Annotated in this window: 19 protein-coding genes; 8 read left to right on the top strand and 11 right to left on the bottom strand. The window is 46.9% G+C overall.

All coding sequences use genetic code 11. The features are described from left to right. The first annotated feature begins 81 nt into the window (after nucleotides 1-81). Nucleotides 82-1,818 carry an AMP-binding protein gene (locus tag ACZ5V1_RS15585; RefSeq protein WP_464389622.1) on the top strand — a complete coding sequence of 579 codons (1,737 nt, stop codon included), beginning with the start codon at nucleotides 82-84 and terminating at the stop codon, nucleotides 1,816-1,818. A 590-nt stretch (nucleotides 1,819-2,408) separates the two neighbouring features. Beyond that, nucleotides 2,409-3,230: a shikimate dehydrogenase gene (gene aroE / locus ACZ5V1_RS15580; RefSeq protein WP_464389621.1), complete on the top strand. Its 822-nt coding sequence runs from the start codon at nucleotides 2,409-2,411 to the stop codon at nucleotides 3,228-3,230. A gap of 392 nt (nucleotides 3,231-3,622) precedes the next feature. Here the strand turns inward: aroE and ACZ5V1_RS15575 are convergent, their stop codons facing one another. The 4 genes from ACZ5V1_RS15575 to ACZ5V1_RS15560 form a co-directional block, all read right to left on the bottom strand. Further along, nucleotides 3,623-3,949, bottom strand: a complete 327-nt coding sequence (locus ACZ5V1_RS15575; protein WP_464389620.1) for a P-II family nitrogen regulator — start codon at nucleotides 3,947-3,949, stop codon at nucleotides 3,623-3,625. Nucleotides 3,950-3,967: 18 nt separating this feature from the next. After that, on the bottom strand, nucleotides 3,968-5,338 hold the full coding sequence (locus tag ACZ5V1_RS15570; protein ID WP_464389619.1) for an ammonium transporter: 1,371 nt from the start codon (nucleotides 5,336-5,338) through the stop codon (nucleotides 3,968-3,970). A 558-nt stretch (nucleotides 5,339-5,896) separates the two neighbouring features. Then, nucleotides 5,897-7,039 carry an NADP-dependent isocitrate dehydrogenase gene (icd, locus tag ACZ5V1_RS15565; protein ID WP_464389618.1) on the bottom strand — a complete coding sequence of 381 codons (1,143 nt, stop codon included), beginning with the start codon at nucleotides 7,037-7,039 and terminating at the stop codon, nucleotides 5,897-5,899. 233 nt (nucleotides 7,040-7,272) lie between these two features. Next, nucleotides 7,273-8,052, bottom strand: coding sequence for a DsbA family protein (locus ACZ5V1_RS15560; RefSeq protein ID WP_464389617.1), 780 nt, complete (start codon nucleotides 8,050-8,052; stop codon nucleotides 7,273-7,275). Between the two features lie 417 nt (nucleotides 8,053-8,469). Between ACZ5V1_RS15560 and asnS the strand changes: the two genes are divergently transcribed. Continuing rightward, nucleotides 8,470-9,855: an asparagine--tRNA ligase gene (gene asnS / locus ACZ5V1_RS15555; protein ID WP_160713028.1), complete on the top strand. Its 1,386-nt coding sequence runs from the start codon at nucleotides 8,470-8,472 to the stop codon at nucleotides 9,853-9,855. A 413-nt stretch (nucleotides 9,856-10,268) separates the two neighbouring features. Here asnS and ACZ5V1_RS15550 read toward each other — a convergent pair whose 3' ends face one another. Further along, nucleotides 10,269-11,495 (bottom strand): OmpP1/FadL family transporter, encoded by a 1,227-nt coding sequence (locus ACZ5V1_RS15550; RefSeq protein ID WP_464389616.1) that lies wholly within the window; start codon nucleotides 11,493-11,495, stop codon nucleotides 10,269-10,271. A gap of 491 nt (nucleotides 11,496-11,986) precedes the next feature. On the opposite strand from ACZ5V1_RS15550, the gene ACZ5V1_RS15545 reads away from it, so the two are divergent. Further along, entirely contained in the window at nucleotides 11,987-13,201 is a 1,215-nt protein-coding gene (locus ACZ5V1_RS15545; protein WP_464389615.1) for an L-serine ammonia-lyase, read from the top strand. Between the two features lie 74 nt (nucleotides 13,202-13,275). Here ACZ5V1_RS15545 and ACZ5V1_RS15540 read toward each other — a convergent pair whose 3' ends face one another. From ACZ5V1_RS15540 to ACZ5V1_RS15530, 3 genes are all read right to left on the bottom strand, one after another. Next, a complete protein-coding gene (locus ACZ5V1_RS15540; RefSeq protein ID WP_160713017.1) occupies nucleotides 13,276-13,635 on the bottom strand; it encodes a SpoIIAA family protein in 360 nt (119 codons plus the stop codon). Nucleotides 13,636-13,642: 7 nt separating this feature from the next. Beyond that, nucleotides 13,643-14,275 (bottom strand): tetratricopeptide repeat protein, encoded by a 633-nt coding sequence (locus ACZ5V1_RS15535; protein ID WP_464389614.1) that lies wholly within the window; start codon nucleotides 14,273-14,275, stop codon nucleotides 13,643-13,645. Between the two features lie 231 nt (nucleotides 14,276-14,506). Next, entirely contained in the window at nucleotides 14,507-15,574 is a 1,068-nt protein-coding gene (locus ACZ5V1_RS15530; protein ID WP_464389613.1) for a M24 family metallopeptidase, read from the bottom strand. Between the two features lie 231 nt (nucleotides 15,575-15,805). Here ACZ5V1_RS15530 and ACZ5V1_RS15525 point away from each other — a divergent pair, with 231 nt between their 5' ends. After that, nucleotides 15,806-16,573, top strand: a complete 768-nt coding sequence (locus ACZ5V1_RS15525; protein WP_464389612.1) for an exodeoxyribonuclease III — start codon at nucleotides 15,806-15,808, stop codon at nucleotides 16,571-16,573. Nucleotides 16,574-16,956: 383 nt separating this feature from the next. On the opposite strand, the gene hisF is transcribed toward ACZ5V1_RS15525, so the two are convergent. Next, complete coding sequence (gene hisF / locus ACZ5V1_RS15520) at nucleotides 16,957-17,736, bottom strand: imidazole glycerol phosphate synthase subunit HisF (protein WP_464389611.1); 780 nt, start codon at nucleotides 17,734-17,736, stop codon at nucleotides 16,957-16,959. Beyond that, complete coding sequence (hisH, locus tag ACZ5V1_RS15515) at nucleotides 17,726-18,367, bottom strand: imidazole glycerol phosphate synthase subunit HisH (RefSeq protein WP_464389610.1); 642 nt, start codon at nucleotides 18,365-18,367, stop codon at nucleotides 17,726-17,728. The genes hisF and hisH overlap by 11 nt, the downstream gene beginning before the upstream one ends. A 392-nt stretch (nucleotides 18,368-18,759) precedes the next feature. Between hisH and carB the strand changes: the two genes are divergently transcribed. From carB to ACZ5V1_RS15500, 3 genes are read left to right on the top strand one after another with little or no spacing between them, the layout of a single operon-like run. Beyond that, nucleotides 18,760-21,996, top strand: coding sequence for a carbamoyl-phosphate synthase large subunit (carB, locus tag ACZ5V1_RS15510; protein WP_464389609.1), 3,237 nt, complete (start codon nucleotides 18,760-18,762; stop codon nucleotides 21,994-21,996). A gap of 28 nt (nucleotides 21,997-22,024) precedes the next feature. After that, the gene (gene purF / locus ACZ5V1_RS15505; protein ID WP_464389608.1) at nucleotides 22,025-23,410 is read left to right on the top strand and encodes an amidophosphoribosyltransferase; all 1,386 of its coding nucleotides are present in this window, start codon (nucleotides 22,025-22,027) and stop codon (nucleotides 23,408-23,410) included. Between the two features lie 28 nt (nucleotides 23,411-23,438). Beyond that, nucleotides 23,439-24,437, top strand: a complete 999-nt coding sequence (locus ACZ5V1_RS15500; protein ID WP_464389607.1) for a KpsF/GutQ family sugar-phosphate isomerase — start codon at nucleotides 23,439-23,441, stop codon at nucleotides 24,435-24,437. A 485-nt stretch (nucleotides 24,438-24,922) separates the two neighbouring features. Here the strand turns inward: ACZ5V1_RS15500 and cls are convergent, their stop codons facing one another. Beyond that, nucleotides 24,923-26,344, bottom strand: a complete 1,422-nt coding sequence (gene cls, locus ACZ5V1_RS15495; protein ID WP_464389606.1) for a cardiolipin synthase — start codon at nucleotides 26,342-26,344, stop codon at nucleotides 24,923-24,925. Nucleotides 26,345-26,494: the final 150 nt, after the last annotated feature.

Genomic DNA, 26,494 nt, shown 5'->3' with positions numbered 1-26,494 from the left:
CTCCATCTTCGCGTACAGACAATTCGTTTAGCACTGAACAGTATTCACTGCTTTTAATGGATGATTTTTTACGGAGCGCCCATGTACCCACTTTCTACGTATACACTGACCGCAGTGCTCGAACGCAGTGCTGATTTGTTTCCGGATCAACCGGCACTTTCGAATGCTGGCGGAACTCCCATTACCTACAAAGAATTTGCTACTGCCGTTCAGGGGTTGCAGGGGCTACTTGTTGAGCATGGTATCAATGCTGGCGACAAGGTTGCTATTTTAAGTGAAAGTACACCAAACTGGGGCATTGCTTATTTTGCAGTTACTGCCATGGGCGCAGTCGCTGTACCTATTCTTCCAGATTTTCATCCGGACGCAGTGCACCACATCATCCGTCATTCTGAAGCAAGCGCAGTTATTGTTTCCCAAAAGCTGTTTAATAAAGTTGAAGACGGCCAGTATGATGAGCTACCAATTCTTTTCTTGATGGAAACATTCTCTCCAGTTGCATTTGACGAAGAGCCACAAAAGCTGAAGGAATTAAAAAAAGCAGGTCTACGTGAATTCCGTTCTCTTTTGGACAAAGCACGTGATCTGACACAAAAATTTATTGAACGCGAACACGCAGAGAAAATTAAAGGCTCTGTCAGCCTTTTTTCTGCTGGAAATACCGTTTCTCAAGACGATGTTGCTGCAATCATCTACACTTCCGGTACCACTGGACATTCCAAAGGGGTTGTCCTTACTCATGGCAACATTGTTTCGAATGCGTATGCCGTTCGTTCTATTGTTGAAGTTGGTCCCGGCGACAGACTGCTCTCTATCCTTCCGCTTTCCCATACATATGAATGCACACTCGGTTTAATCTTACCGATTATGAACGGGGCGCATATTAACTACATGGACAAGCCGCCTACAGCACGCGCATTATTGCCTGCCATGGCGTTGGTTAAACCGACTGTCATGTTGTCCGTACCACTTGTTATTGAGAAAATTTTCAAGGCTGCAATCTTACCAAAACTGACAAGCAGCTGGGCAAAGCGCCTATTATATAAAGCTGCACGTCCGAAACTGCATGCCCTTGCCGGGAAAAAATTGCTGGAAACATTCGGCGGCAGCTTACGTGTTTTCTGTATCGGCGGCGCAGCTATTGCGCCGGAAGTTGAACGCTTTTTAAAGGAAGCAAACTTCCCGTATGCTATCGGATACGGACTGACTGAAACCAGCCCGTTACTGGCTGGAACAGGCCCCGCACAGACTCGCTTATACTCGACTGGGTACAAGCTTGAAGGTGTCGAGCTGAAGATTGATAACCCGCATCCAGAAACTGGTGAAGGTGAAATCCTCGCAAAAGGCCCATGCGTCATGCAGGAGTACTATAAAGCTCCTGAGATTACGAAATCTGTATTCACAGACGATGGTTGGTTCCGTACTGGCGATCTGGGCAAATTTGACAGCGATGACTTCCTTTACATTCGAGGTCGTCTTAAAAATGTCATTGTAGGCCCGAGCGGTGAAAATATTTATCCTGAAGAGCTTGAAGGCATGATTATGCAGTCCCCGTGGGTGCTGGAAACCATCGTGTACGAACAGGATAGAAAACTTATCGCCCGTATCCACCTTGATCGAAGTAAAGTAGACGACGAATTTGGCTCATTACATGCGGGCAAGTTGGAAGAAAAAGTTCTTAAACTGCTGGAAGAAATCCGCTCCAACGTAAACAGCAAAGTTGCCGGATTCTCCCGCATTATGAAAGTTACTGAACAAACTGAGCCTTTTGAAAAGACGCCTACACAGAAAATTAAACGTTACTTGTACATCGATTAATTTTCGATCTGCAAAAAAGCAGGCATGTAACTACTTTTATTCCATACTTAAACCTTATTTAATCAATTGTTAGCTACATTTAGTCCATAGTTAGTCAATAATTGAACCATATTCGGTCGATATTTAACTCACAGTCGGTCGATAGCTGAACTTTATTTGAACCTCATTTAAATTTGCAGAGAGTACGAGCTTTGCAAATTCAAATGAGGTTCAAATTTTTTGCACAATCCCCTTGCCAATAGCGGAAGCTTTTTCCGAAGTAAAAATTACTTTACGTTCACCGATATTCGACCTTTCGGGTATTTTTCTGCTACCTACTGATTTTGCTGTGTTTTTAAAAAATAAAAACTATAAACAAAAGTTGGCACGCAGGTTGCTATAGTTAAAGTACCTTCTTTCTTTCATAGGTCATTCATGGCGAGGGGTGGCTCCCCAAACCCGAATTTTTGAAGCGGAGTGCTTGGTTTGCACTCCGCTTTTTTGTTGCCTTCATTCAATTCTCGCCCTGTACCTTCAGTTTTTTCTTAGCTACACTCTACGGCACACAGAACAACGCACTGCACAACCTGCTGCCTATAGAAGGAAAAACAATGACTGCTCCTCAAAAAAAATTATACGGAATCATCGGACACCCGCTTGGTCACACCATGAGCCCCGCCCTGCACAATAGCGGGTTCAATCTGTTTTCCCTTCAGTCCGTGTACATGGCATTCCCTACCCCGCCTGAAAAACTTGCTGAATTTATGGAGAGTTTCCGAACATTGCCAATGTACGGGGCAAGCGTCACTATTCCACACAAAGAAACAGTCATGGAATATGTTGATACAATTACGCCCCGGGCAGAAAAGGTCGGCGCAGTAAATACACTTTACTGGAAAGACGACGATATTATTGGTGACAACACGGACGTTCTCGGTTTCATGGCGCCGCTCAAAGATAAAAAGAAGACGATTAAAAAGGCTCTTGTACTTGGTGCAGGGGGAGCTGCAAAAGCTGTTTTGGCGGGATTACAAGAACTTGGCATCAGCAACATCACTATTTGCAACCGCACAGCGCAACGAGCGGAAAATCTTGCAACACTGTTCAGCATTGACGCCGTTGCGTGGGAAGATCGCGGTTCCGTTGAGGCAGATCTTGTTATCAACACAACCCCTATGGGCATGTCCGGCGAGCATGTAGATGCGACTCCGTTCACAGCAGATATGTTTCAAGAGCACGGCACGGCGTATGACCTTGTTTATAATCCTCTTGAAACAGCTTTCCTTCGCACAGCAAAAGAAGCCGGCTGGGAAACCATAGACGGCCTGCATATGTTCGCAGCACAGGGAGCGGAACAGTTCAAACTATGGACTGGCAAAAGCATTCCGCACGAGCATATCCGCAAACTCGTTTCAAATCTTCTGCGTCTTTAGAATCTCAAATCAGATCGAGTGGGTAGAAGAAGCCGGCTGGGAAACCATAGACGGCCTGCATACGTTCGCAGCACAGGGTGCAGAACAGTTCAAACTAAGGACTGGCAAAAACATTCCACACGAACATATCCGCAAACTCGTTTCAAATTTTCTGCGTCTTTAATATTTCGAACCAGACCGAGTGCGTAAGCAACATATTTTTTCTTCAGAGAACGCCTGCAATGACATGAAGCGCGAGCTGTCTCTCATTTTTTTACACTGTGGCTCGATCTATTGCGATTTCAAAAAAAGCATAAATGAAAGGGTAGAGTTTTTTACACTCTACCCTTTCTGTTTTTTTCAATTGAATGTCTGACGTACAGACGCAGTTTTTAAACTACTTTCTTCTGTCCCTATAATTCCTCACCTGTTCGAATTCTTCGAACGCCTTCGATGCTATGGAAGTAGATGATACCATCACCTTCTGTTGCAGTTCGTGCGCCTTTTTCAATGGCAGAAATGGCGTCGTTCAGGCGTTCTTCTTGAACAACAAGTTCAATACGCAGCTTCTTAAGAAGATTCACTTCTTCAGTTACGCCACGGTACGTTTCTGTAAAACCCTTCTGCTGTCCGCTCCCAAGAATATTGTTTACAGACAATCCGAAAAGATCTTTGGCGAACAACTCCTGCTTAACCTGCGGGAGACGTTCCGGTCTGATAAAAGCAACGACATTCTTCATTGTTTTTCTCCAATCAGGTTATTCGACACTGAAAATCTGGAATCCGTTGTAGGCTTCAGAGCCATGTTCGGTAATATCCAGTCCCTTAATTTCTTCAACGCGAGAAACGCGTAATCCAACTACTTTATCAATCAGTTTAAAACAGACGGTGCCGGCGCCGAATGCCCATGCAAAGAAGACGACAACTCCTAAAAGCTGAACTCCGAACTGTGACAGATCTCCGTTATAGAAAAATCCAGTTACAGAGCCAAAATTTGGTGATGCAAATAAACCAACGCCGAGAGTGCCGATAGCACCGCAGACACCGTGAACAGAGATAGCGCCTACAGGGTCATCAATGCACAGAACGGTATCAATAAACTGTATGGCCAGAACGACTGCTACGCCGCAAATTGCGCCGATAGCGATTGCACCGAACGGTGAAAGTTCACTACAGCCAGCGGTAACACCGACGAGTCCGGCAAGGATGCCGTTCATAGTCATGGATGCTTCCGGCTTACCAAAACGTACCCATACTGTAATCATGGCTGCGATCATACCGGCGCAACCAGCCAAGCTTGTATTCATAGCAATGTAACCAATGCTACCGTCAGCTACGGTTGTTGATCCGGCATTAAATCCGAACCAGCCAAACCAGAGAATAAAGACACCGAGACCAGCCATAGGCATGTTGTGACCAAGAATCGCACGTGGCTTTTTGTCCGGCATGTATTTACCAATTCGCGGACCTACAGCCATAGCACCTGCTAATGCAACCCAACCGCCGAGAGAGTGAACAACTGTTGATCCTGCAAAATCTACAAAACCAAAAGATTCGAGCCAGCCGGTGCTTCCGGTAAGACCACCCCAAGCCCAATGGCCTGCAACTGGGTAGATAAGCCCGGTAATGAGCACACAAATCAAAATGTACGCCTGAAATTTAGTTCGCTCTGCAACGCTACCGGAAACAATTGTTGCCGCTGTTGCTGCAAATACAGACTGGAACAGCCAGAATGTAATATCGAAATCCCTAGTGGCAGAAGGAACATCGATGAATGAGAGAAAGAAACTGTCAGTTCCAAACAACCCTAAAAAATCTCCGCCAAACATTAACCCGTAACCAATCATAAGGAACATCAAAGTTCCAACAGCAAAATCCAACATGTTCTTCATGAGAATATTACCGGCATTCTTTGATCGAGTTAGTCCGCATTCAACCAAGGTGAATCCGGCCTGCATAAACATCACGAGCATGGCAGCGAGCAGAGTCCATACTATGTTCGCGTTTGTTTGTGTCAGATACATAACCTCGTCTTCGGCATGTACTACTGTTGCGCTTGCGCCAAGCGCCAAAACTGTCATTACTGTAATCAACCCTGTTCGGGACAACGTGCTTTTGTACACAGACATAGTAACCTCCTGCTTTTTAGATTTTGCATAGTATTAAGCAGACTCTGTGCCAAAAACGTAACTAGCTGTTTTTACTACACCTCGCTTTTTACTGTTTTACAATTTTGTTAATTTTGATCATTTTGAAGCTTGTTTTTTTGTCATTATTTACAAAATTGTCAATTTTGTGTTTTTTTGGGAGTTCTTTTTTTGCCTCCGGCGGCTGGGCTGAAACTTTTGAAAAAGTTTCCCCCAGACCCCCATCAAAACTTTTTTATTTGCGAGGCCTTTCTTTGTTTAAGATCGCCTCGCGGCTTTCCTCCCCACTACCTTTCGCAACCTATACTTAAGAAGAGAAGACGTTCGTCTAACCGCCCACGAAGGGTAGCCCCTTCGCGACTTCCAACACGATAAAGAACGGATTGTATCGCGAGAAAAAGGGGTCAAGGGGCGAGCCCCTTGCGGGAGGTGCAGGAGGGTGGAACCCTGCCTGCCCGTCGGAGACATTCAAAAAAAACCATAAAAAAAGGGTGGCCTCTAGCGAGACCACCCTTTTGCGTATTATATAGATATGTACGACTACAAGAGGCTTCCCACCAGTTCACCAAATGCCTTACAGCCGACGGTTTTTGCATCTTCCATCTGGCTTGCGAGGTCACAGGTTACGGTTTTAGCGGAAATAGCTTTGCTCACAGCGGAGTGGATAGCATCTGCTGCTTCAGTCCAGCCAATGTGCTCAAGCATCATTGCACCGGAAAGAATAAGGCTACCCGGGTTTGCCATGTCTTTACCGGCAATAGTAGGCGCTGTGCCATGTGTAGCTTCAAAAAGCGCAAGCTTATCAGACATATTAACGCCCGGTGCTAGACCGAGTCCGCCAACCTGCGCTGCAAGTGCGTCAGAAAGGTAGTCACCATTGAGGTTAGTGGTCGCAAGTACGGAATACTGCTCTGGTCGAATCAGTGCTTCCTGGAACATTGCGTCTGCAATGCGATCGTTTACGACTACTTTGCCTTCTGCTGGTGCATCTTCTGTGGTGGTGTGCGCGGCAAACTCTTCAGCAGCAACATCATATCCCCACTGGCGGAAGCCGCCTTCGGTGTATTTCATGATGTTACCTTTATGCACGAGAGTTACGCTCGGCTTGCCCTGTGCCACAGCAAATTCCAACGCTTTGCGTACAAGGCGTTTGGAACCGTTCGGTGTAATCGGCTTTAAGCCCACACCGGCAGTAGGGTCCACAGTAACACCAAGCTCGTCGTGGAAAAATGCAATAAGGCGCTTTGCTTCGTCGCTGCCGGATTCGAATTCGATACCAGCATAAACGTCTTCAGTATTTTCGCGGAATACAACCATATCAACAAGATCCGGACGCTTAACCGGTGAAATGATACCATCATAGTAACGGATAGGACGAATACATGCGTATAAGTCGAGCGTCTGTCTCAAGGTAACGTTCAGGCTTCTGAATCCTTTGCCGACAGGAGTTGTAAGCGGGCCTTTAATGGCGAGCTCTGCATTCTGTAATGCGGTCAACGTAGCCTGCGGCAGGTATTCACCTGTCTCGTTAAATGCTTTTTCTCCGGCGAGAAGCTCCTTAAATTCCAAGGAACGTTCTTTGCCGTACGCTTTTTCAATCGCAGCAGTAAGAACCGGACGTGCGGATGCCCACACTTCTTTGCCGATCCCGTCGCCTTCGATAAAATACACTGTTTTCTGCACGGATGAACTCTCCCTGTACATGCTAAATTTCTAATTCGAGACGGGACGATAGCCTGAACGTTATCTACTTTGCAAGAGTTCTTGTTCCACTATTTTACTGTTTTTGCTTAATATCGCCAATTTGTTACAATTTTGTAATTGTGAACTGTGTATAAAAAAAAGCCTCCGAGTAAATACTCAGAGGCTTTTCATATTCAGTTGCTCCCGCGACAAAGCACGGTTTACAGCAAGTACTACTTTTTGTTTTCGTAATCCAAAGCAATCTCTACAGCTTCGGAGTACAAATCGAGCGGCAACGCGCCACGGATAAGGATATTGTTAACGAGGAAGTATGGAGTGCCTTCAAGCTCAAGACCTTTTGCGTCTGCCATATCTTCATCAATAATAGCGTTAACAGATGCTGTACGAGCCTCTTTTGCGAGTTCTTCAGGATCAAGCCCTACTTTTTTCGCAGCTTTTTTCATATACGGTTCACCCTCAGCCATGAGAGTTTCGCGGTTTGCGAAAAATTCGTCGTACAACTTCCATGCTTTTTCAGAATCAAGATTATTTGCAGCAACAAAGTACTGCGATGCAAGGCGTGAATTTTCATGCGATGCAAGCGGGTAGTTCTTAAAAATGAAACGCACGGTTTTGCCGTAATGCGACATGAGGCTGTTTAATGTAAACGCAGCTCGTTCGCAGTAAGGGCATGTGAAATCTGAAAATGCAATAATAGTTACCGGTGCGTCTGCATTACCACGGATGGCGCGGTTATTTGTTGCAACGGTTTTAGTAACTGCAACATCCTGCTTCCATTGTGCCTTCATGGCAGCAATCTTAGCTTTTGAGTTACCTTCACGCAGTGCAACCAGCACCTGCTCACTGTTCTCACGAATAATGTTGAGCAAAATCTCCGGCTTTTCTCGCAGGATAGATTCTATTTGAGCATTTAATTCAGGGGTGGCAGCAGAAGCACTCTGCGGAATAAGAAGCAGTAATGCGAATACTGCCATTAAAATTCTTTGAACCATGCGTCCTCCGGACCGGTCTTTCAGAAGGTTAAGGTGCATAAACAAGAATCATCGTGACAGGCGGGTCAGTGTGATTTTTTAAATTTGTTTCACATCCGACATTTTTTGTACTGTTTGCCCCAAGCTGTTGCAAGTACGCAAGCCCTTTCTTATCATATTAACACCAATTCCACAGCACGCGGGGCTTTTCCGTTATTAAATAGCCACTTCAGCGCCTGTCTTTACATAAACAGATGGTCATTTTGTATTTTTGAATAACATTTCGATCACTCATCGAATTTGAATCCATCTTTACGAATGCAAGTAATATCAAATTGCAGTGGACTTGCAAGTCAGTTATAGAGCTTCAATACCAAGTAAATAACGAAACCAACCATGGTTTTGTATACCGCCATACGACTGTAAGGAGACAGGGACATGCGTAGAACCCCCATTGTTGATGCATTGCAGGCAGAAGAGGCTTCTAAAGAAGTTAAAATTTGCGGCTGGGTACGTACCCGCCGTGACGCTAAAGGATTTTCTTTTCTTGAGCTGAATGACGGCTCTTGCCTCACAAACTTGCAAGCTATCGTCGACGAATCAGTACCGACCTACGAGATTATTAAAGATGTAAGCACAGGCGCAGCTGTTGAAGTACACGGTGAACTTGTACCATCTCCGGGTAAAGGACAGAAATGGGAAGTTCGCGCTACAGAACTCAAGCTGCTCGGCGCTGCTGATGCAGATGATTTCCCGTTGCAGAAAAAACGCCATTCCGATGAATTTCTTCGTCAGATTGCGCATCTTCGCCCTCGTACCAACAAATTCGGTGCTGCTTTCCGCATCCGCTCCGAAGCAGCATTCGCTGTACACAAATTTTACCGCGACAAGGGCTTCTTCAACGTACACACCCCTATCCTCACAGGTTCCGACTGCGAAGGCGCTGGCGAAATGTTCCGCGTTTCTACCCTTCCAGTAACCGGTGTAGAAGCTCCTAAAGAAGGTTCTGTTTTCGACGAAGATTTCTTTGGTCGCGAAGCAAACCTTACCGTATCCGGCCAGCTCGAAGCAGAACTGCTCGCTATGGGTCTTGGTAAGGTGTACACATTCGGCCCAACCTTCCGTGCTGAAAACTCCAATACTCCGCGCCACGCTGCTGAGTTCTGGATGATCGAACCTGAAGTTGCATTCGCTGATAACGAAGACAACATGGATCTCGCAGAAGAAATGACCAAGTATGTTGTTAAGCACATTCTTGAAAACTGCGCAGAAGACATCAACCTCTTCGCTAAATTCGTCGACAAAGAGCTCATGGGGCGTCTTGAAAACATCATCAACGAGCCATTCGCACGCGTAAGTTACACCGAAGCAGTTGAACTGCTCGCAGCTACCAAGAAAAAATGGGAATTCCCTGTTGAATGGGGCATCGATCTCCAGACAGAGCACGAGCGCTACCTTGCAGAAGATCACTTTAAGCGTCCTGTAATCGTATACGATTACCCAAAAGACATTAAAGCATTCTACATGCGCATGAACGATGACGGCAAGACCGTTGCTGCAATGGACGTTCTCGTACCGCGCATTGGTGAACTCATCGGCGGATCACAGCGTGAAGAGCGAATGGACGTGCTCCTCGAGCGCATCAACGAAATGGGTCAGAACCCTGAAGATTACTGGTGGTACACCGATCTTCGTCGTTTCGGCTCTGTGCCGCACGCTGGCTTCGGTATGGGCTTCGAGCGCCTGCTCATGCTCGTGACCGGTATCACCAACATTCGCGACGTGATCCCGTTCCCACGCACACCGCAGCATATTGAATTTTAAGCTGCCTTTGGTAGGATCGTAGAAATGCTTTTGGCGAGTCTACGACGTTTGCCTCCGGCGGCTTAAGAACCTCTTGCAAGAGGTTCTTAAGAATCTCCAGAAACCTTTATTATGCGAAGAACGCGCGTTGATTATTATTTCACGCGGCTTAACTTCACTGACTTAAATAATAAAAAAGGGCTGTCCTATTTAAATAGGACGGCCCTTTTATGTTTTATGAAAGGTGGTGGAGCGTAAGCCGCGAGGCTAAGGAAACAACGTGCTAAGCTCGCACGTAAAAGTTTTAGAAGATTCTTAAGAAGCCCTTTTCCAAAGCGGTAGCTGTTCTCAAAGAATGAGAGATTACAGATAGCGACAGTGTAACAGGGTTCTTAAGCCGCCGGAGGCTCTTAAAAGTATAAAAACCTAGCTGGCTAGAATTTATAGCCAACAGTTAACGCAACAAGCTGCGCGTCACCGTTTTTAAACTCTGCATCCTGAGTATATTTGGTAGTATCAGCATTCGATACTTCTACCGATCTGGAGCTATCAGCCATGAAAAGGTAAGAGTAACTTGCATCAACAGACCATGTTTCGTTATGCCAACCAACGCCCACACCGACAATCTGACGATCGTTCGCAGGAACCATGTAACTCAAGCTGTCGCCGTTAAGCGGCGAGTTGTCGTACACATAACTGGCACGTAAATCCCAATTTTCTGTAAGATTGTACTCTGCACCAATGTTGTAACGCCAAGTATCTTTGTAGTCACTTTTTTTGGTAAATGGGCCACCTTCGAATTCTACTGTCAGCTCTTCGTAGCTGCTCCATCCAATCCAAGTAGCACCAACTTCAACACTCAGCTTATCAATTGGCTTTACATTAATACCAAAGCCAATCTGCTCTGGCAGAGTGATCTTTCCGGATGCGCTGGTATCTTTAAGAGTAGCACTACCGAAAGTTGTTTTAATGTCGCCCTTAACTTTCTGCGTAATCTCTGAACGATAGCTGGCACCGAGTGATAACCAGTCTGTCCATTGGTAACGGACACCAAGGGAAAGACCCGCTCCCCAACTATCACCACCCATCTCTGTATCACCAAAAACAGCACCCAAAGGCTGTTTCTTTTCTAAATTAAAATCGAACCACATAATTTCCGGGCCGATAGCGATAGAAAGATCGTCGGTAATGTTATAGCCGACAAGCGGATTAATGGAGACAGATTTAATTTGAACTTTATACACATCGGTTGCGCCAGGCCAGTCACTATCGAATTCAGTACCAAGACCAAAGCGAGAAAAAACACCAATGCCTAAAGAAAATTTCTCGTTAAGCTTATGAGCTACGTACAGATGTGGCATAGTCCACAAAGTACTTTCGCCGTCATATGAACCAGCATCTGCTGCCGGAGCATCAATCTCTACTGTTGCTCTCGGATAAATTCCGGTTGCACCAACAGCGATCTGAGTTCCTTCCAGCTGAGTCAACTGGGCAGGGTTAAGAGCCATAGAAGATGGGTCTGCTTTACCAGCCATTACGGAGTTGCCAAGCGCGTTAGCGCGAGCACTGTACTCGTAAATACCAAAGCCCGCCGCCTGAGCAGCAACAGAAGCTAACACCATAGAACAAATAACAATAAGTTGGATTACACGACGTGTCACATTCTCTCCTGATGTGATTTGAGGATAAAGCAACCGTTCCCCTTGGCTGCTTCAAAAAGCGTGTCGTCCCTCGTTCAATTCAGTCGTTTTTATGCAATTGAAGTAGCACTCACCTAATAGCAAGTCCTGAGATTTGCAAGAAAAATCAGGTAATTATGAACGCGTAAACACTGTAAACCACAGCCGCACACACCTTTGAGAGTGTTACTCATGTCGCCTAAAAAAAGAGTAGTTGCTTCTTTTTTAAGAGAGTCGCTATTAGCCTTATTAGTATTTGCTTGTACATACACAGTAAACAGTGTTCAGCAATTTTAATGAGATAGAAAAAACGTTTTGGAAAAGCTTGCTTCTCAGGCGGTATTTTGATTGTGTGCTAGACAATGGTGCTGAATACAAAAAATTGTTTTCTCGCAAATGTAAAAAATTGTTTAAACCGCAATGTTGAGGTCGAGCGGCAGACGATTCTACATTTGAGATGGAGATGAGCTGTTATGAAATCCATTCGTGAATTGTACAGAATTGGTGTCGGACCTTCTTCTAGCCATACTATGGGCCCAAAACGGGCTGCGGAACTCTTTTTACAGCAGTACACACATGCTTTCCGGTATGTTGTGCACCTGTACGAAAGCCTTGCAGCAACAGGCAAAGGGCACCTTACAGATCAGGCAGTGCTAGAAGTTCTCGGCGAAGAGTACACAACCATTAAATGGCATCCTGAAAAATGTTTGCCGGAACATCCAAACGCCATGACATTTGAAGCGTTTGATGAACAGGGAGAACTCTTAGGTTCTCGAACCTTCTTCAGCATAGGTGGCGGAGCAATCCGCGAGCTTGGTGAAGAAGACAAAGAAAGCGACGCTGTTTACCCGCTCACGACAGTCAAAGAAATTATGGATTACTGTTCGCAAAAAGGCATCACGTACTGGGAATATGTAGTGGAATGCGAAGGGCAAACTATTTTTGATTTTCTGGAAACTGTCTGGGAAACAATGGAAACAGCAGTAAAACGCGGGCTTGAAAACCAAGGTGTATTACCGGGTTCTATCGGGCTTAGCAGACAGGCATGGCGCTTCCATAGAAGATGTCAAAATGCCTCAAGTGAGATGCAGCAAACAGGGCTTATTACGGCCTTCGCGCTTGCTGTGTCTGAAGAAAACGCAGGTGGCGGCATTATCGTCACCTCACCTACATGCGGCGCAAGCGGTGTTGTTCCAGCAGTTCTCTATTACTTGCAGCAACAACAACAGCTCAACCGTCGCGATATTCTGCGGGCACTGGCAACCGCAGGTCTGTTCGGTAATGTCATTAAATTTAATGGCTCAATTTCCGGTGCAGAAGTTGGCTGTCAGGGCGAAGTTGGTTCCGCATGTGCGATGGCGGCAGGAGCTGCCGCAGAATTACTGGGCGGAACATTACGACAAATTGAATACGCAGCAGAAATGGGTCTTGAGCACCACTTAGGGCTTACATGTGACCCCGTTGACGGCTTGGTGCAGATTCCTTGCATCGAACGTAACGCCTGTGCTGCCACCCGTGCACTTTCTTGCGCACAGATGGCTATTCTTTCTGATGGTACACATCACATCACCTTTGATGAAGTTGTACACGTTATGAAGCAAACAGGGCACGATCTGCCAAGTCTGTACCGCGAAACCTCCACAGGAGGACTCGCCAAGGCATACGCAGGACGCTGCAGTAAGAAATAAGAAAAAGGGCTGCTCCGATATAATCGGAGCAGCCTCTTTTATATATAAACACTGTGTTACCCAGTGAAAATTCGTTAGCTTTCCAGCCACGTCTTCGCAAATTCATATTCATCTTCCACAAAAACTTTTGCTTCAAACGGCATAATCGGCAAAATGTATCCTGCGGATTTATGAACCCAAGGTATGTCAGTTACGATGGCGACTCTATGCCATGAGAACAAATGCCGAATTCCGAACACGGCATCAGTTGCCATTGCGCCTGCGGAGTACTTTGTGTCTTCCGTAAAGTGCATAAAGCAACTCACTTTGTCGTACGTTTTCAAAATTTCTTTCACACGGGGGATGATCACTTCTTCGTAATCTTTATGTGTGATCTCGCCAGTTGCTTCAACGGCGATTGTTGCGTCATCAAATCCTTCTAAAAGCTTTAACATACCTACCTCACTTACGTACTGATGAGTTTGGAAGCGAATTAGCATTATCTGCAAATACCGGTTCCCACGCTGCTGCCATTGCATCTGCTTCTAAAATCTCTTCATGAGACATATGCTCTGCAAGAACTTCGGCGTTGCGTTTTGCCTTATCGCTTCCGCTTGATGCAGCAAGTCTAAACCACTTTAACGCTTCAATAGAATTTCGCTCAACACCTTCACCGTTACCATACATAACGCCTAAGTTAGTCTGAGCGGCTGCATGCCCCTGATTCGCGGCTTTAATGTACCACATAACAGCGGTGGATAAGTCTTTATCTACACCAAAGCCTGCTTCATATGCAGCGCCAACACCAAACTGTGCGTTAGGATGTCCGTTCTCTGCGGCACGTGTCAGCCAGAGAATGGTCTTAGATGTATCTTTCTCAACACCTTGCCCTAAATGATACAATACAGCCAAATTAAACTGAGACTGTGGGTCGCCTTCTGTTGCCATAAACTCAATGCATTGGAACGCTTCGTCATACTGAGCGGAAAAATAAAACTTGTCACATTGCTGCTGGGTATATGCTGCAGAAGAAATTGATGCGCTGACTAAGCACAAACATGAAACAAGTGCGAAACATTGAAATATCTTTGTCATACCATGCCCTCCCGTGGTCACGTACGAGTACCTGTTCTAAGTACGCATAAGTGTAGCACTCAGGATACGACTGGACGTTGATAAACAGAGTTAGGGGTAGGATAACTGGAAGGATTCTAGGGAGTATCAGGATTACAAAAAAGCCCACGGTGCCTATAAAGCACCGCGGACGTTATAAAGTCTAGAAAACTAATGGAAACAATATGATACGGATACGTACCATGCTGTCAGTTACATTCTTTCGACACCATTTTCAGTCACATGGATCATGTGTTCCCAGCGAATCCCACCCCATTCCGGATAGTACAATCCAGGCTCTGCGGTGATGACCATTCCCGGTTGTAAAATGGCTTCTGAACGTGGATTTACAGACGGTGCTTCGTGCGTTTCCAATCCAACACCATGACCAAGAGAATGTGTGAAATATTCTGCAACACCTGCATCTTTAAATACATTAGCTGCAACACCATGTGCTGCTTTTGCAGGCTGCCCCGGTTCCATGGAAGCAATGGCTGCATCCTGCGCAGTTCGAACAAACTCCATTGTCCGTTTGAACTCGTCAGTCGGATTCGAGCCAACCCAGATGGTTCTGGTCTGATCAGAGCAATAATCATCTAAACGGCACCCTACATCAATAAGAACAGGGCACTCTTCAGTGATCACAGTGTCACCCGGAATAGCATGCGGGAGCGCCGCGTTCGGTCCAACAGCAACAATCGAGGCAAAGGCCAATTCGCTTGCGCCGTTATCACGGAAAAATTTCTCAATATCCCATGCTACAGCCCGTTCTGTGCGCCCCGGTCGGCAAACAGAAGGAACCCACTGCATAAGCTTATGGTTCAGCGCACAAGACTTTTTCATACACGCAATTTCATGCGCGTCCTTAATGATACGCAGCTCTTCCACAAGGCCGTCGCCCTCTACGCAATTCAAGTCTTCAGCAAAAGCTTTCTGGAAGGCATACGGAATAGTGCGAGCTTCAAACCCGACTTTCTTATACCCAAGCTGCTTAATGTGCGCATTAATAGAGCCAGCAGGATTCGAGCGGTAAATGAATACCCGCGACGCGTCCCATAACCGTTTAGCTGCATCCCAATAACGGGAATCTGTAAACAGCCAGTCCTTTCCATCCTTTGTAATCAGCAGATAGCCAGCATATTCATTCTTCTGTCCGTCATGTAATTCAAAACCGGACAAGTAATAGCGGTTTGCTTCGTGACTGATAAAAAGAGCATCAATCCCTTTTTCATCCATGAGTGCGCGTAATTTTTCGCGTCTTGCTTCGCATACCTGAATCATAATGTATCTATCTCCTTCAAAGAGGGATTTGAAAACGAGAAGAAAAAACTAGATCGCGCTGTCATTCAATTCTGACTACGATCCAAATCAGTTTAGTAATTCAAACCGACACCATATACCTGCGTTTTGTATCAAGCAATGAGTACGAACTAGGAATAATTCCTAATTGACGATTTTCGGTCGCTGATATACCTTCTGAGCAGCAAAATATACCAGCTTGAGGAAATATATATGAAACTTACATCCTGGAATGTGAACGGCTTTCGTGCCGTGCGGAAAAAGCCCGAGTGGCAGTGGTTCGAAGAAAATGGCGCAGACGTTGTCGGCGTGCAGGAAACCAAAGCTATGCCTGAGCAGATTGCCGAAGAAGACCGGCATCCCGAAGGCATCTACAGTTATTGGCTCGGTTCCACCGTCAAAAAGGGATATTCAGGCACAGCAGTCTTTTCCAAGATCAGACCGATCAGTGTAAGTTACGATCTTCCCGATTCCAAGTATCAGGGTGAAGGGCGTGTGATCCACCTCGAATTCGAGGCGTTCCACTACTTCAACATCTATTTCCCGAACGGGCAAGCAGGCGAAGAACGGCTTGAATACAAGCTTGGTTTCTACGACGCTTTCCTCGAGCACGCAGAAGAGTTACGCAAAACCAAGCCTATCGTCGTATGCGGCGATTTCAACACTGCGCACAAGCCCGTCGATCTCGCACGGCCTAAGCCAAACGAAGGTACCTCAGGCTTCCTGCCAATCGAACGTGAATGGCTCGACAAGCTCGTAGCTGCTGGCTACGTGGACACTTTCCGCCATATTCACCCAGACGCCAAAGACAAGTATTCATGGTGGTCCTACCGCTTCAATGCGCGCAAAAACAACACCGGATGGCGTATCGACTACTTCTTTGTGTCTGAAGAACTCAAAGACGTTATCAAGGACGCGTGGATCGAAGATACACAGCTCGGCTCCGATCATTGCCCTGTATGGCTTGAATTAGATATTTAACTGCCTTCGGTGACGTTTATCAATGGGATGTCTCCGACGGGCAGGCGGGCTCTGCCCCCTGCACCCCCGCAAGGGGCTTGCCTCCGGCGGCTGGGCTGAAACTTTTGCAAAGTTTCCCCCAGACCCCCTTCAAAACTTTTTATTTGCGAGGCCTTTCTTTACTTAAACTGACCTCGCGGCTTTCCACCCCATTACCTTTCGTTGAAAACAAAAAGGCTGTCCCTCTGATGAAGGACAGCCTTTATTATTGGATAGGTAATGTATTCGCGCCTTCCAATCCCATTATGCACAAAACTACTCGCGAATAAATGGGTCAAGGGGCAAACCCCTTGCGGGTGCAGGGCAGAGCCCTTGCCCCTCGGAGAGTCGCCGAAGGCTACAAGCTACCAGCTCATGCGCATTTTAGCGCCCATGGCAGCCATCTGGCGCTTGAGCTCAGGGATGGTGTATTCACCGTAATGGACGATAGAGGCGATAAGCGCTGCTGTTGCTTTACCTTCGGTCACGGCATCATACATGTGCTGAGGATTCCCTGCACCGCCGGAGGCAATGATCGGAATGTTTACAGCATCTGCGATGGTGCGGGTGAGGTTCAGCTCGTAGCCGTCTTTGGTACCGTCTGCATCAATGGAGTTAACGCAAATTTCGCCAGCACCGAGTGCTTCAGCGGTTTTTGCCCATTCGATTGCATCCATACCCATGTGCTTTCTGCCACCATGGATAACGATTTCGTAGCCGGATGGGAGTTCAGCGGTTACTGGAACCTGCTTTACGTCCATACCGAGTACGATTGCTTGATTCCCGAAACGTGCTGCACCTTCACTGATAATATCAGGATTTTTAACAGCACCGGAGTTCACGGAAACCTTCTCTGCACCGGCGTTAAGGGCATCGCGCATATCTTGCACTGAATTGATGCCGCCGCCTACGGAGAACGGGATAAAGATAGTTGAAGCAACTTTTTCTACAACATCAAGGAAGATACCGCGGCCTTCGTGGGACGCTGTGATGTCGTAGAATACGATTTCGTCGGCACCATCTTCGTAGTACTTCTTGGCAGTTTCTACGGGATCACCGATATCGACGTTACCTTTAAATTTGATACCTTTTGTCAATCTTCCATCGCGTACGTCGAGGCACGGGATAATACGCTTACTTAGCATTAGCGGCCTCCTCACAGTAGTTGTAGAAGTTTTTGATCAGGCGGAGTCCTGCATGGCCACTTTTTTCCGGATGGAACTGAACAGCCCACAAACCGGGGCCGCCGTGGATAGAACAGAACTCATAACCGTATTGTGTTGTAGCAATAACGTATTCAGGATCTGGCTCAGGGAAATATGAATGTACAAAGTAGAATTCATCTTCGTCGCTGATGCCTTTAAGCAGTTCGCATGGCTTATGCTGCGTAAGCTTATTCCAACCCATATGAGGAACACGAATCGGATCGCCGTTCATGTCTTTCCATTCATCATTAAACAGATTGCACTGACCGGGGATAATACCAAGAGTCTTGGTGTTACCTTCCTGACTGTAATCGAGCATAATCTGACAACCAACACAGATACCGAGCAGCGGCTTTCCCTGTTCAATAGCTTTACGAAGCACAGATTCAAGGCCGGAAGCTTCTAATTCTTCCATTGCCTGACCTGCGGCACCGACGCCAGGGAAAATAATTCCATGAGCCGCCAACACTTCATCAGGGTTTGCTGTAATTTTATTTGGGATGCCAAGATGATCAAGCGCACGTTTAACGCTTGTTTGGTTCCCCGCTTTGTACTCAAGAATCGCGAGCATGTGTGCGGCCTCCTTATATAGTATGATGTTGTTCTACGCTGTATAATTGTCGGATACAGCAGTAGTTTACAATGACTCAATTTGTGGAAGTAACAGGCAGCATCAAGAAGAGCAAGTATTTAGGACTCAGCTTGCATTACATTGCACGGCAGGATATATTTTTTCCAGATTTATTTTATTGTTTGCTTTTAAAATTTCGTTAGCGTAAGACACGGAGATTTCTGGCGAGAGCACGAGGTTCAACCCGCTCTTTGTCTTATAAGTTGACGGTAATCTCGGATTCTTACGTCATTAATCTTGCGGGGAATTCTTTCCCGCTATTTTTGTGCCCGACAGTATTTTCTGTCTCCACCGAGAAGGTGCAACTTTTACAACCAGAGATTTTTGCCACCATGCCAAAAAGGACAGATTTAAAGCGCATTATGGTCATTGGCTCCGGACCAATTGTTATTGGTCAGGCTTGTGAGTTTGATTACTCCGGCACTCAGGCTGTTAAAGCCTTGAAAGAAGAAGGGTACGAAGTTGTGTTGGTTAACTCCAACCCTGCTACGATTATGACTGACCCTGATCTTGCTGACCGGACGTATATTGAGCCAATTGAACCTGCAACGGTTGCTGAAATTATTCGAAAAGAGCGACCTTGTGCTCTTCTGCCCACACTTGGCGGTCAGACCGGACTAAACACTGCGCTTGCAGTGGCCGAATCTGGCGTGCTTGAAGAGTGTGGCGTTGAACTTATCGGTGCAACCAAGTCGGTTATTGAAAAAGCGGAAAGCCGTGAGCTATTCCGTGAAGCAATGGCGAATATTGGTCTCAGCGTACCTGCTTCTCACATTGCTAGAAGCATGGACGACGTGCGTCGTATCGGCGAAGAAATGAGCTTCCCGATTATCATCCGTCCTGCGTTTACCATGGGTGGTCAAGGCGGCGGTATTGCGTACAACATGGAAGACCTTGAGCATATTGCCTCACAGGGTCTCTCTGCGTCTATTCAATCAGAGTTGCTCCTTGAGCAGTCCATCATCGGTTGGAAAGAGTTCGAAATGGAAGTTATGCGTGATAAAGCAGACAACTGCGTTATCATCTGTTCCATTGAAAACTTTGACGCAATGGGCGTTCACACCGGTGACTCCATTACCGTAGCACCAGCACAGACACTTACTGACGTTGAATACCAGAAGATGCGTGACGCTTCTATCGCCATCATGCGCGAAATTGGTGTTGAAACAGGCGGTTCAAACGTACAGTTTGGTGTTAACCCTAAGAACGGCGACCTCGTGGTTATCGAAATGAACCCGCGTGTTTCCCGTTCCTCTGCCCTTGCTTCTAAAGCAACCGGCTTCCCTATTGCTAAAATTGCGGCAAAGCTTGCTGTGGGATACACACTTGATGAAATCCCTAACGACATTACACGCGAGACAATGGCTTCTTTCGAACCAACCATTGACTACTGTGTAACCAAGCTTCCTCGCTTTACATTTGAAAAATTCCCGGGTGCTAAAGACGAACTGAACACCGCAATGAAGAGTGTTGGCGAAGCTATGTCTATCGGACGTACCTTCAAAGAATCCTTCCAGAAAGGTATGCGCTCTCTCGAAGTTGGTGTTGCAGGATTTGGTAGCGACTACCGTGGCAAACTTCCAGAAATGGAAGACATCATGGGTCTGCTGCGCACACCAAACTCCAAGCGTGTTTTCGCTCTGCGCCATGCATTCCTTCTTGGTATGACCATTGAAGAAATGTACGAAATTACTCATATCGATCCTTGGTTCCTTCACCAGCTGAAAGATATCATTATCATGGAAGAAGAGATTAAAGATTTCGGTCTTGCTAACTCTCTTGCTCCTGAAAATGAAGAACTGTACCCGCTCATGAAACGTGCTAAAGAGTACGGTTTCTCTGATCGCCAGCTTGCTGAAATGTGGAAACAGCCGGAAACAGCAATCCGTCAGCTCCGCAAAGAACTCGGACTCGAAGCAGTATACTACCTTGTAGATACCTGCGCTTCTGAATTTGAAGCATACACCCCGTACTACTACTCAACCTACGAAACAGGTAATGAGATTGAAGTTACGGACAAGAAAAAAGTAATCATCCTCGGTGGTGGTCCTAACCGTATCGGTCAGGGCATTGAGTTTGACTACTGCTGCTGTCATGCATCCTTTGCACTGCGCGACATGGACGTTCAGTCCATCATGGTTAACTCCAACCCTGAAACAGTTTCTACAGACTACGATACATCTGACCGACTCTACTTTGAGCCGCTCACCTTTGAAGATGTAATGAACATCGTAGAACTGGAAAAACCGGACGGAGTTATCATTCAGTTCGGCGGCCAGACTCCGTTGAACCTTGCGGTTCCGTTGTTACGCGCCGGTGTGCCAATCCTCGGCACCCATCCGGACTCCATTGACCGTGCAGAAGACCGCGAACGTTTTCAGGCGCTGATCAAAAAACTTGATCTTATGCAGCCTGCCAACGCAACCGTGTTGTCTTTCGACGAAGCTCGCAGAGTCGCTTCAGACATTACATACCCACTGGTTGTTCGTCCTTCCTACGTACTCGGCGGACGCGCAATGGAAATCGTATTTGATGAAGAACAGCTTGCCGCTTACTTCACCAAACACGTTCCTGCTAACCTTGAGCACCCGATCCTTCTGGACAAGTTCCTTGAGAACGCCATTGAAGTTGACGTGGATGCGGTTAGTGACGGTGATGAAGTATACGTTGCCGGCATCATGGAGCACATTGAAGAAGCTGGTATCCACTCCGGTGACTCCGCATGTGTTCTTCCTCCGCACACTTTGCCTGCTGAAATCGTAGGTGAAATTCGCAGACAGACCATCGAACTCGCTAAAGAGATTCGTGTTGTCGGTCTTATGAACATTCAGTTTGCGGTAAAAGACAAGCAGATCTACGTTCTCGAAGTTAACCCTCGTGCGTCCCGAACCGCACCGTTTGTATCAAAAGCAACCGGCGTACCGTTGCCGCGTCTGGCTACTCAGGTTATGATGGGCGAAAAACTCGCCGATCTTGATCCTTGGTCCATGCGCAAACACGGTTACGTATCTGTTAAAGAATCCGTATTCCCATTCTCCCGCTTCCCTGGTGTTGATATCCTTCTCGGACCTGAGATGCGTTCAACCGGTGAAGTAATGGGTATTTCAAAAACAGTGGAAGAAGCATTCATGAAAGGACAGGTCGCATCTGGACAGGTTCTCCCTCAGGAAGGTAAAGTCTTCATTTCAGTTAACGATAGTGACAAGCCGTATATTTTGGATGTTGCTAAACGTTTTGTTGACCTTGGATTCGAAGTACTCGCAACTTCTGGTTCCGCTAAACTGTTCATAGAGAACGGTATTCCGGCAACCAGAGTTTCAAAAGTGTACGAAGGGCGACCAAACATAGTTGACTTTATAAAGAATGGTGAAGTAGCTCTCCTCTTGAACACGGCTTCAGGTAAACGCACTGTACAGGATTCCAAGTCCATCAGACAGGAAGCACTGGTATACGGAGTTCCTTACTCCACAACCGTTTCCGGAGCTCGTGCGATATCTATGGCTATAGCAGAACAAAGAAACTGCGAACTGACTGTTAAAAGTTTGCAGGAATACTACGCTGGGGAATAATTCTCCGTAAAAGGCTGGAAGGGATGCCATGAAACGTGAATATTGTGGTGTGTTCGGGATCTATAATCACGAAGAGGCAGCCCGCCTTACTTACTTTGGTCTATATGCTCAGCAGCATAGAGGACAGGAAAGTGCCGGTATCGTAACATGGGACGGCACAAAGCTTCGTGAAGAACGTGGCATGGGACTTGTTCCCGATGTGTTTAATGAAGAGCATCTCAGCAGAGAACTGAAGGGCAACATTGGCATGGGACACGTCCGGTATTCAACTACCGGTGGTTCACGCCTCAGAAACGCTCAGCCATTTATGGTTCAGTACAAAGATCTGGAACTCGCAATTGCGCACAACGGTAACCTTGTAAACACTATGGAACTACGTGCTAAACTTGAAGCGCGCGGCTCCATTTTTCAGACCACAATTGACAGTGAAGTCATTGTGCACCTGATTGTTCAAAATTTGCGCTCAATGCCGCTTGAAGAAGCGGTGCTTGCTGCTTGCAAAGAAGCCCAGGGCTCTTACTCGCTTTTGCTTATGGTAAACAATAAGCTTATCGCGGTACGTGACCCACTCGGAATTCGTCCTTTAGTACTCGGACGTCTTGGAGAATCTCATGTCATCGCATCTGAGACATGTGCTTTCGATTTACTCGAAGCAGACCTCGTGCGTAACATTGAGCCGGGAGAAATGCTCGTTATTGATGGCAACTCTATGGAATCCTACAAAATGGATGTTGAAGTAGAGAGAAAACGTCATTGTATCTTTGAGCTTGTATACTTCTCCCGCCCGGACTCCCTTGTCTTTGGCGAAAACGTATATACCTGTCGAAAAGAAATGGGACACCAGCTCGCGCTGGAGTCACATGTGGATGCTGATTTTGTTATGCCGTTCCCCGATTCCGGTATCTACTGTGCTGTTGGTTACGCACAGGCTTCCGGTTTACCCTACGAGCATGCAATGATTCGAAACCACTACGTGGGACGAACCTTTATTCAGCCTTCGCAGAGCATGCGTGATTTTAGCACTCGCGTTAAAATCAACCCAGTAAGAAGCCTTATTGAAGGTAAGCGTATTGTTATTGTGGACGACTCTGTTGTTCGCGGTACCACAATTCGTTCCCGTGTTAAAAAGCTGCGTGAACTTGGTGCAAAAGAAATTCACTTTAGAGTGAGTTGCCCGCCGATCAAGTTCCCGTGTTACTACGGCATCAACTTCTCCTCCAAGGGAGAACTCATTGCTGCCAATAATTCCGTAAAAGACATCGAAGACTTTATCGGTATTGAGAGCCTTCATTACCTTTCTATTGAAGGGCTGCTCAAATCGGTTTCGTCTCCTGATGATTACTGTCTTGCTTGCTTTAACGGGGATTACGCAATCCCTTGTCCGGGCAGCAATTGCGGGTCATGCAGCTGCTAGTTGCTGACACGCTGGAGCTTAATAAATAATGAATAAGTGTATCTGCACACCCGCTGGCGACTGGCTGGCAAAAGGGCGTCAAGCTATCCAGATCGAAATTGAAGGTCTGGAAACCGTTAAAGCTAACCTTGATGAATCCTTTGTAAGCGCTGTCGAACTGCTTGCAGCATGTAAAGGCCGTGTTATTATCACCGGTCTTGGCAAATCCGGCCTTGTCGGACGTAAGCTTGCAGCTACCCTGTCTTCCACAGGGACTGCGTCTTTCTACCTGCATCCAGTCGAAGGCGCCCACGGCGACCTCGGCATGATTCGCGAAGAAGACGTTGTGGTGTCCATATCTAACTCCGGAGAAACTGACGAACTTAACGCAGTTCTTCCGTCAATGCGCTCCCTCGGAGTGTCCGTGATCTCCTTAACCGGCGGCGTCACATCAACAATGGCACGTCTTTCAGACATCGTCATTAATACCGGTGTGCCTAAAGAAGCCTGCCCGCTTGATCTTGCTCCAACAAGCTCAACAACTGCAACCATCGCCATCGGTGATGCACTCGCAGCGTGCCTGATTGAAGCAAAAGCATTTACCGCGGCAGACTTTAAACGCTACCACCCAGGTGGAGCGTTAGGACAGCGCCTGACCATGTCCATCGATGCACTCATTCTTCGCGAATCTGATCCTGTTGTACGACAGGAAACACCACTCGCTGAAGCACTGCTCGTTATGGACAAAGGGCATCTCGGATCTGTCGTTTTCACTGATGACAAGTGTTGCCTCACCGGCATCCTCACTGATGGCGACCTGCGCCGTCTCATCTGTCAGGGTGAACTCGATATGAAACAGCCTTCTTCCAACATAATGGTCAAAGATCCCTACAGAGCCCAAAAAGGTTCTTCTGTAGCGGAACTTCTCGATTTCATGGAAGAGAAAGCTATTACCGTTCTGCCAGTAGTGGATGAGAACGGTACCCTCTGCGGCATCGTGCACATGCATGATCTGCTCGGCAAAGGGCGCGTGAAATTCAGTAGATAACTAAGCTTCTCAGTCTACAAGCTACACAAAAGGGCGACATGAAAATGTCGCCCTTTTTTTGTTTATCTGTCGCTGACAACGGGGGGGGGGAGGAGTCTTCGACGACCCTGCGGGGCTTGTCTCCGACGGCTGGGCTGAAAACTTTGGAAAGTTTTCCCCCAGACCCCCTTTCAAACTTTTTATTATGCGATCAACACGCGTTTCTTTAACTCTCACGCGGCTTAATTCCACTGACTCGAATAGCAAAGGCTGCCCTTCATATTAGAAGGACAGCCTCTTTTGATAATAGGATAAAGGAAAGTTAACATGGTCGCGGCTACCAACGTGATTCATCGTAGAATGAACCGCGTATAACTGAGGTTAAGGGGCGAGCCCCTTACGGGTGCAGGGCAGAGCCCTTGCCCCTCGGAGAGCCGTCGGAGACATAACGAACACCAAAGCCTGCCGGAGGCTCGTCGAAGACCCGCCAGAGGCTCTCACAACTCCTACAAATACGGAGAAAACAGCCAGAAGAAGGCGTCACGGATGCGGACGGGGAGCGGTCGCAGCACAATTTCGCGATGCGTCACTTCTTCAGACCGAAGGACGGTTTCGTCTACGTGCGTAATGAGCTGCTGCGCAAGTCCCATATCGAGCACTTCGACATTCAGCTCAAAATTGAGCCGCAGACTGCGCGGGTCCATGTTCGCGGAACCGAACTGAACGTAACAGTCGTCTACAACGAATAACTTTGTGTGACAGAACGGCTGCGGTTGATAGAAAATACGTACCCCAGCCTCGAGTAGATCTTTAAAATAGTTTCGGCTTGCCCAATGTACAAACGGCCAATTGGATTTGACGGGCAGAATAATAGTCACGGCTATCCCACGCAGCGCTGCTACCGAAATCACGCTTATAAGCTCTGCTGAAGGCAGGAAATAGGGCGTTATGATTCGCACTGAATGCTTGGCTGCACTGATTGTCGCAATTATGGACGTGTGAAGGGGATTGTTGGGATTGTCCGGCCCGTCTTTTATCACTCTGGCGAGGATCTCTCCGGTATGATCCATGGGGGCTGGAAGCGGCTGGTGTGCTGCACCTTTTGCGTACGCCCAGTCTTCCATAAAAATTTGCTGAAGCTGGGAGACTATTGGCCCTGTCAGCTTGTAGTGCATGTCTGTGAGTCGACGAGTCCCTTTAGAGTTGCGGGTTCCGCCGATATTCATTCCACCTGTGAACCCGACTTTACCATCAACAGCGAGTAACTTTCTGTGATTGCGCAAGTTCAAACGAATTTGTGGCGGAATAATACTTAACGGCAGGAAAACTGTGGCAGGAACGCCGTGTTTTTTTAGAATACGTATTACGGATCGCCATGAAAGCAAGAGACCAAACCCGTCTATGAGGACGGCAACGTGCACACCGCGTTTGTGGGCTGCGACAAGGCTGTTTATGAAACGCCTTCCGACGGGGTCTTTATCAAGAAGAAAGGTGGAGAGGTAAACTGACTCTTTCGCGTTTTTAATCGCATCGAGCATGGCGGGATATGTTTGCTGTCCGTTGTACAAGGGTTCAATACTGTTTCCCTTGAGGGGAAAAGTACCTGTCACTGCACGACCGATCTTTTCCATCATGATCAGCTCTTCGGGCAACTCTTTAAGCAAACATGTGTGCGCCCTGTGATCCGGCGGTTTGAGATACCCTGTTATGTTTTGCTGTTCAAATTCTTCGCGCAGCTTTGTAGCACTTCGTCGTACACGATTTACGCCGAAGACCACGTACGCGAGTACTCCGACTACGGGGAGCGACAGGCAAAGCGTAACCCATACTAGAGCTGAATTCGGCTGCTTTCGAGTCAGCAACGCATGTCCGGCTCCGAGAAGAGACAGTATGAAAAAGAAATTGAATAATAAAACGTAAGGAGACATTTACTCTCCATAGTGATCATAACTGCTGAATGTTTAATAGAGAAAACACAAAACACAGCTTGTTATCAATATCGTTGAGCAGTCAGTATTTGCAAGTTTTATTATCTTTCAGAAGCAGAATATAAAAAAACGCGGGATAATTATTATCCC

The sequence above is a fragment of the Halodesulfovibrio oceani subsp. galateae genome (assembly GCF_055397225.1).
Note: the sequence above shows the minus strand (reverse complement) of the source record. Positions and strands in the feature narration are given on the sequence as shown.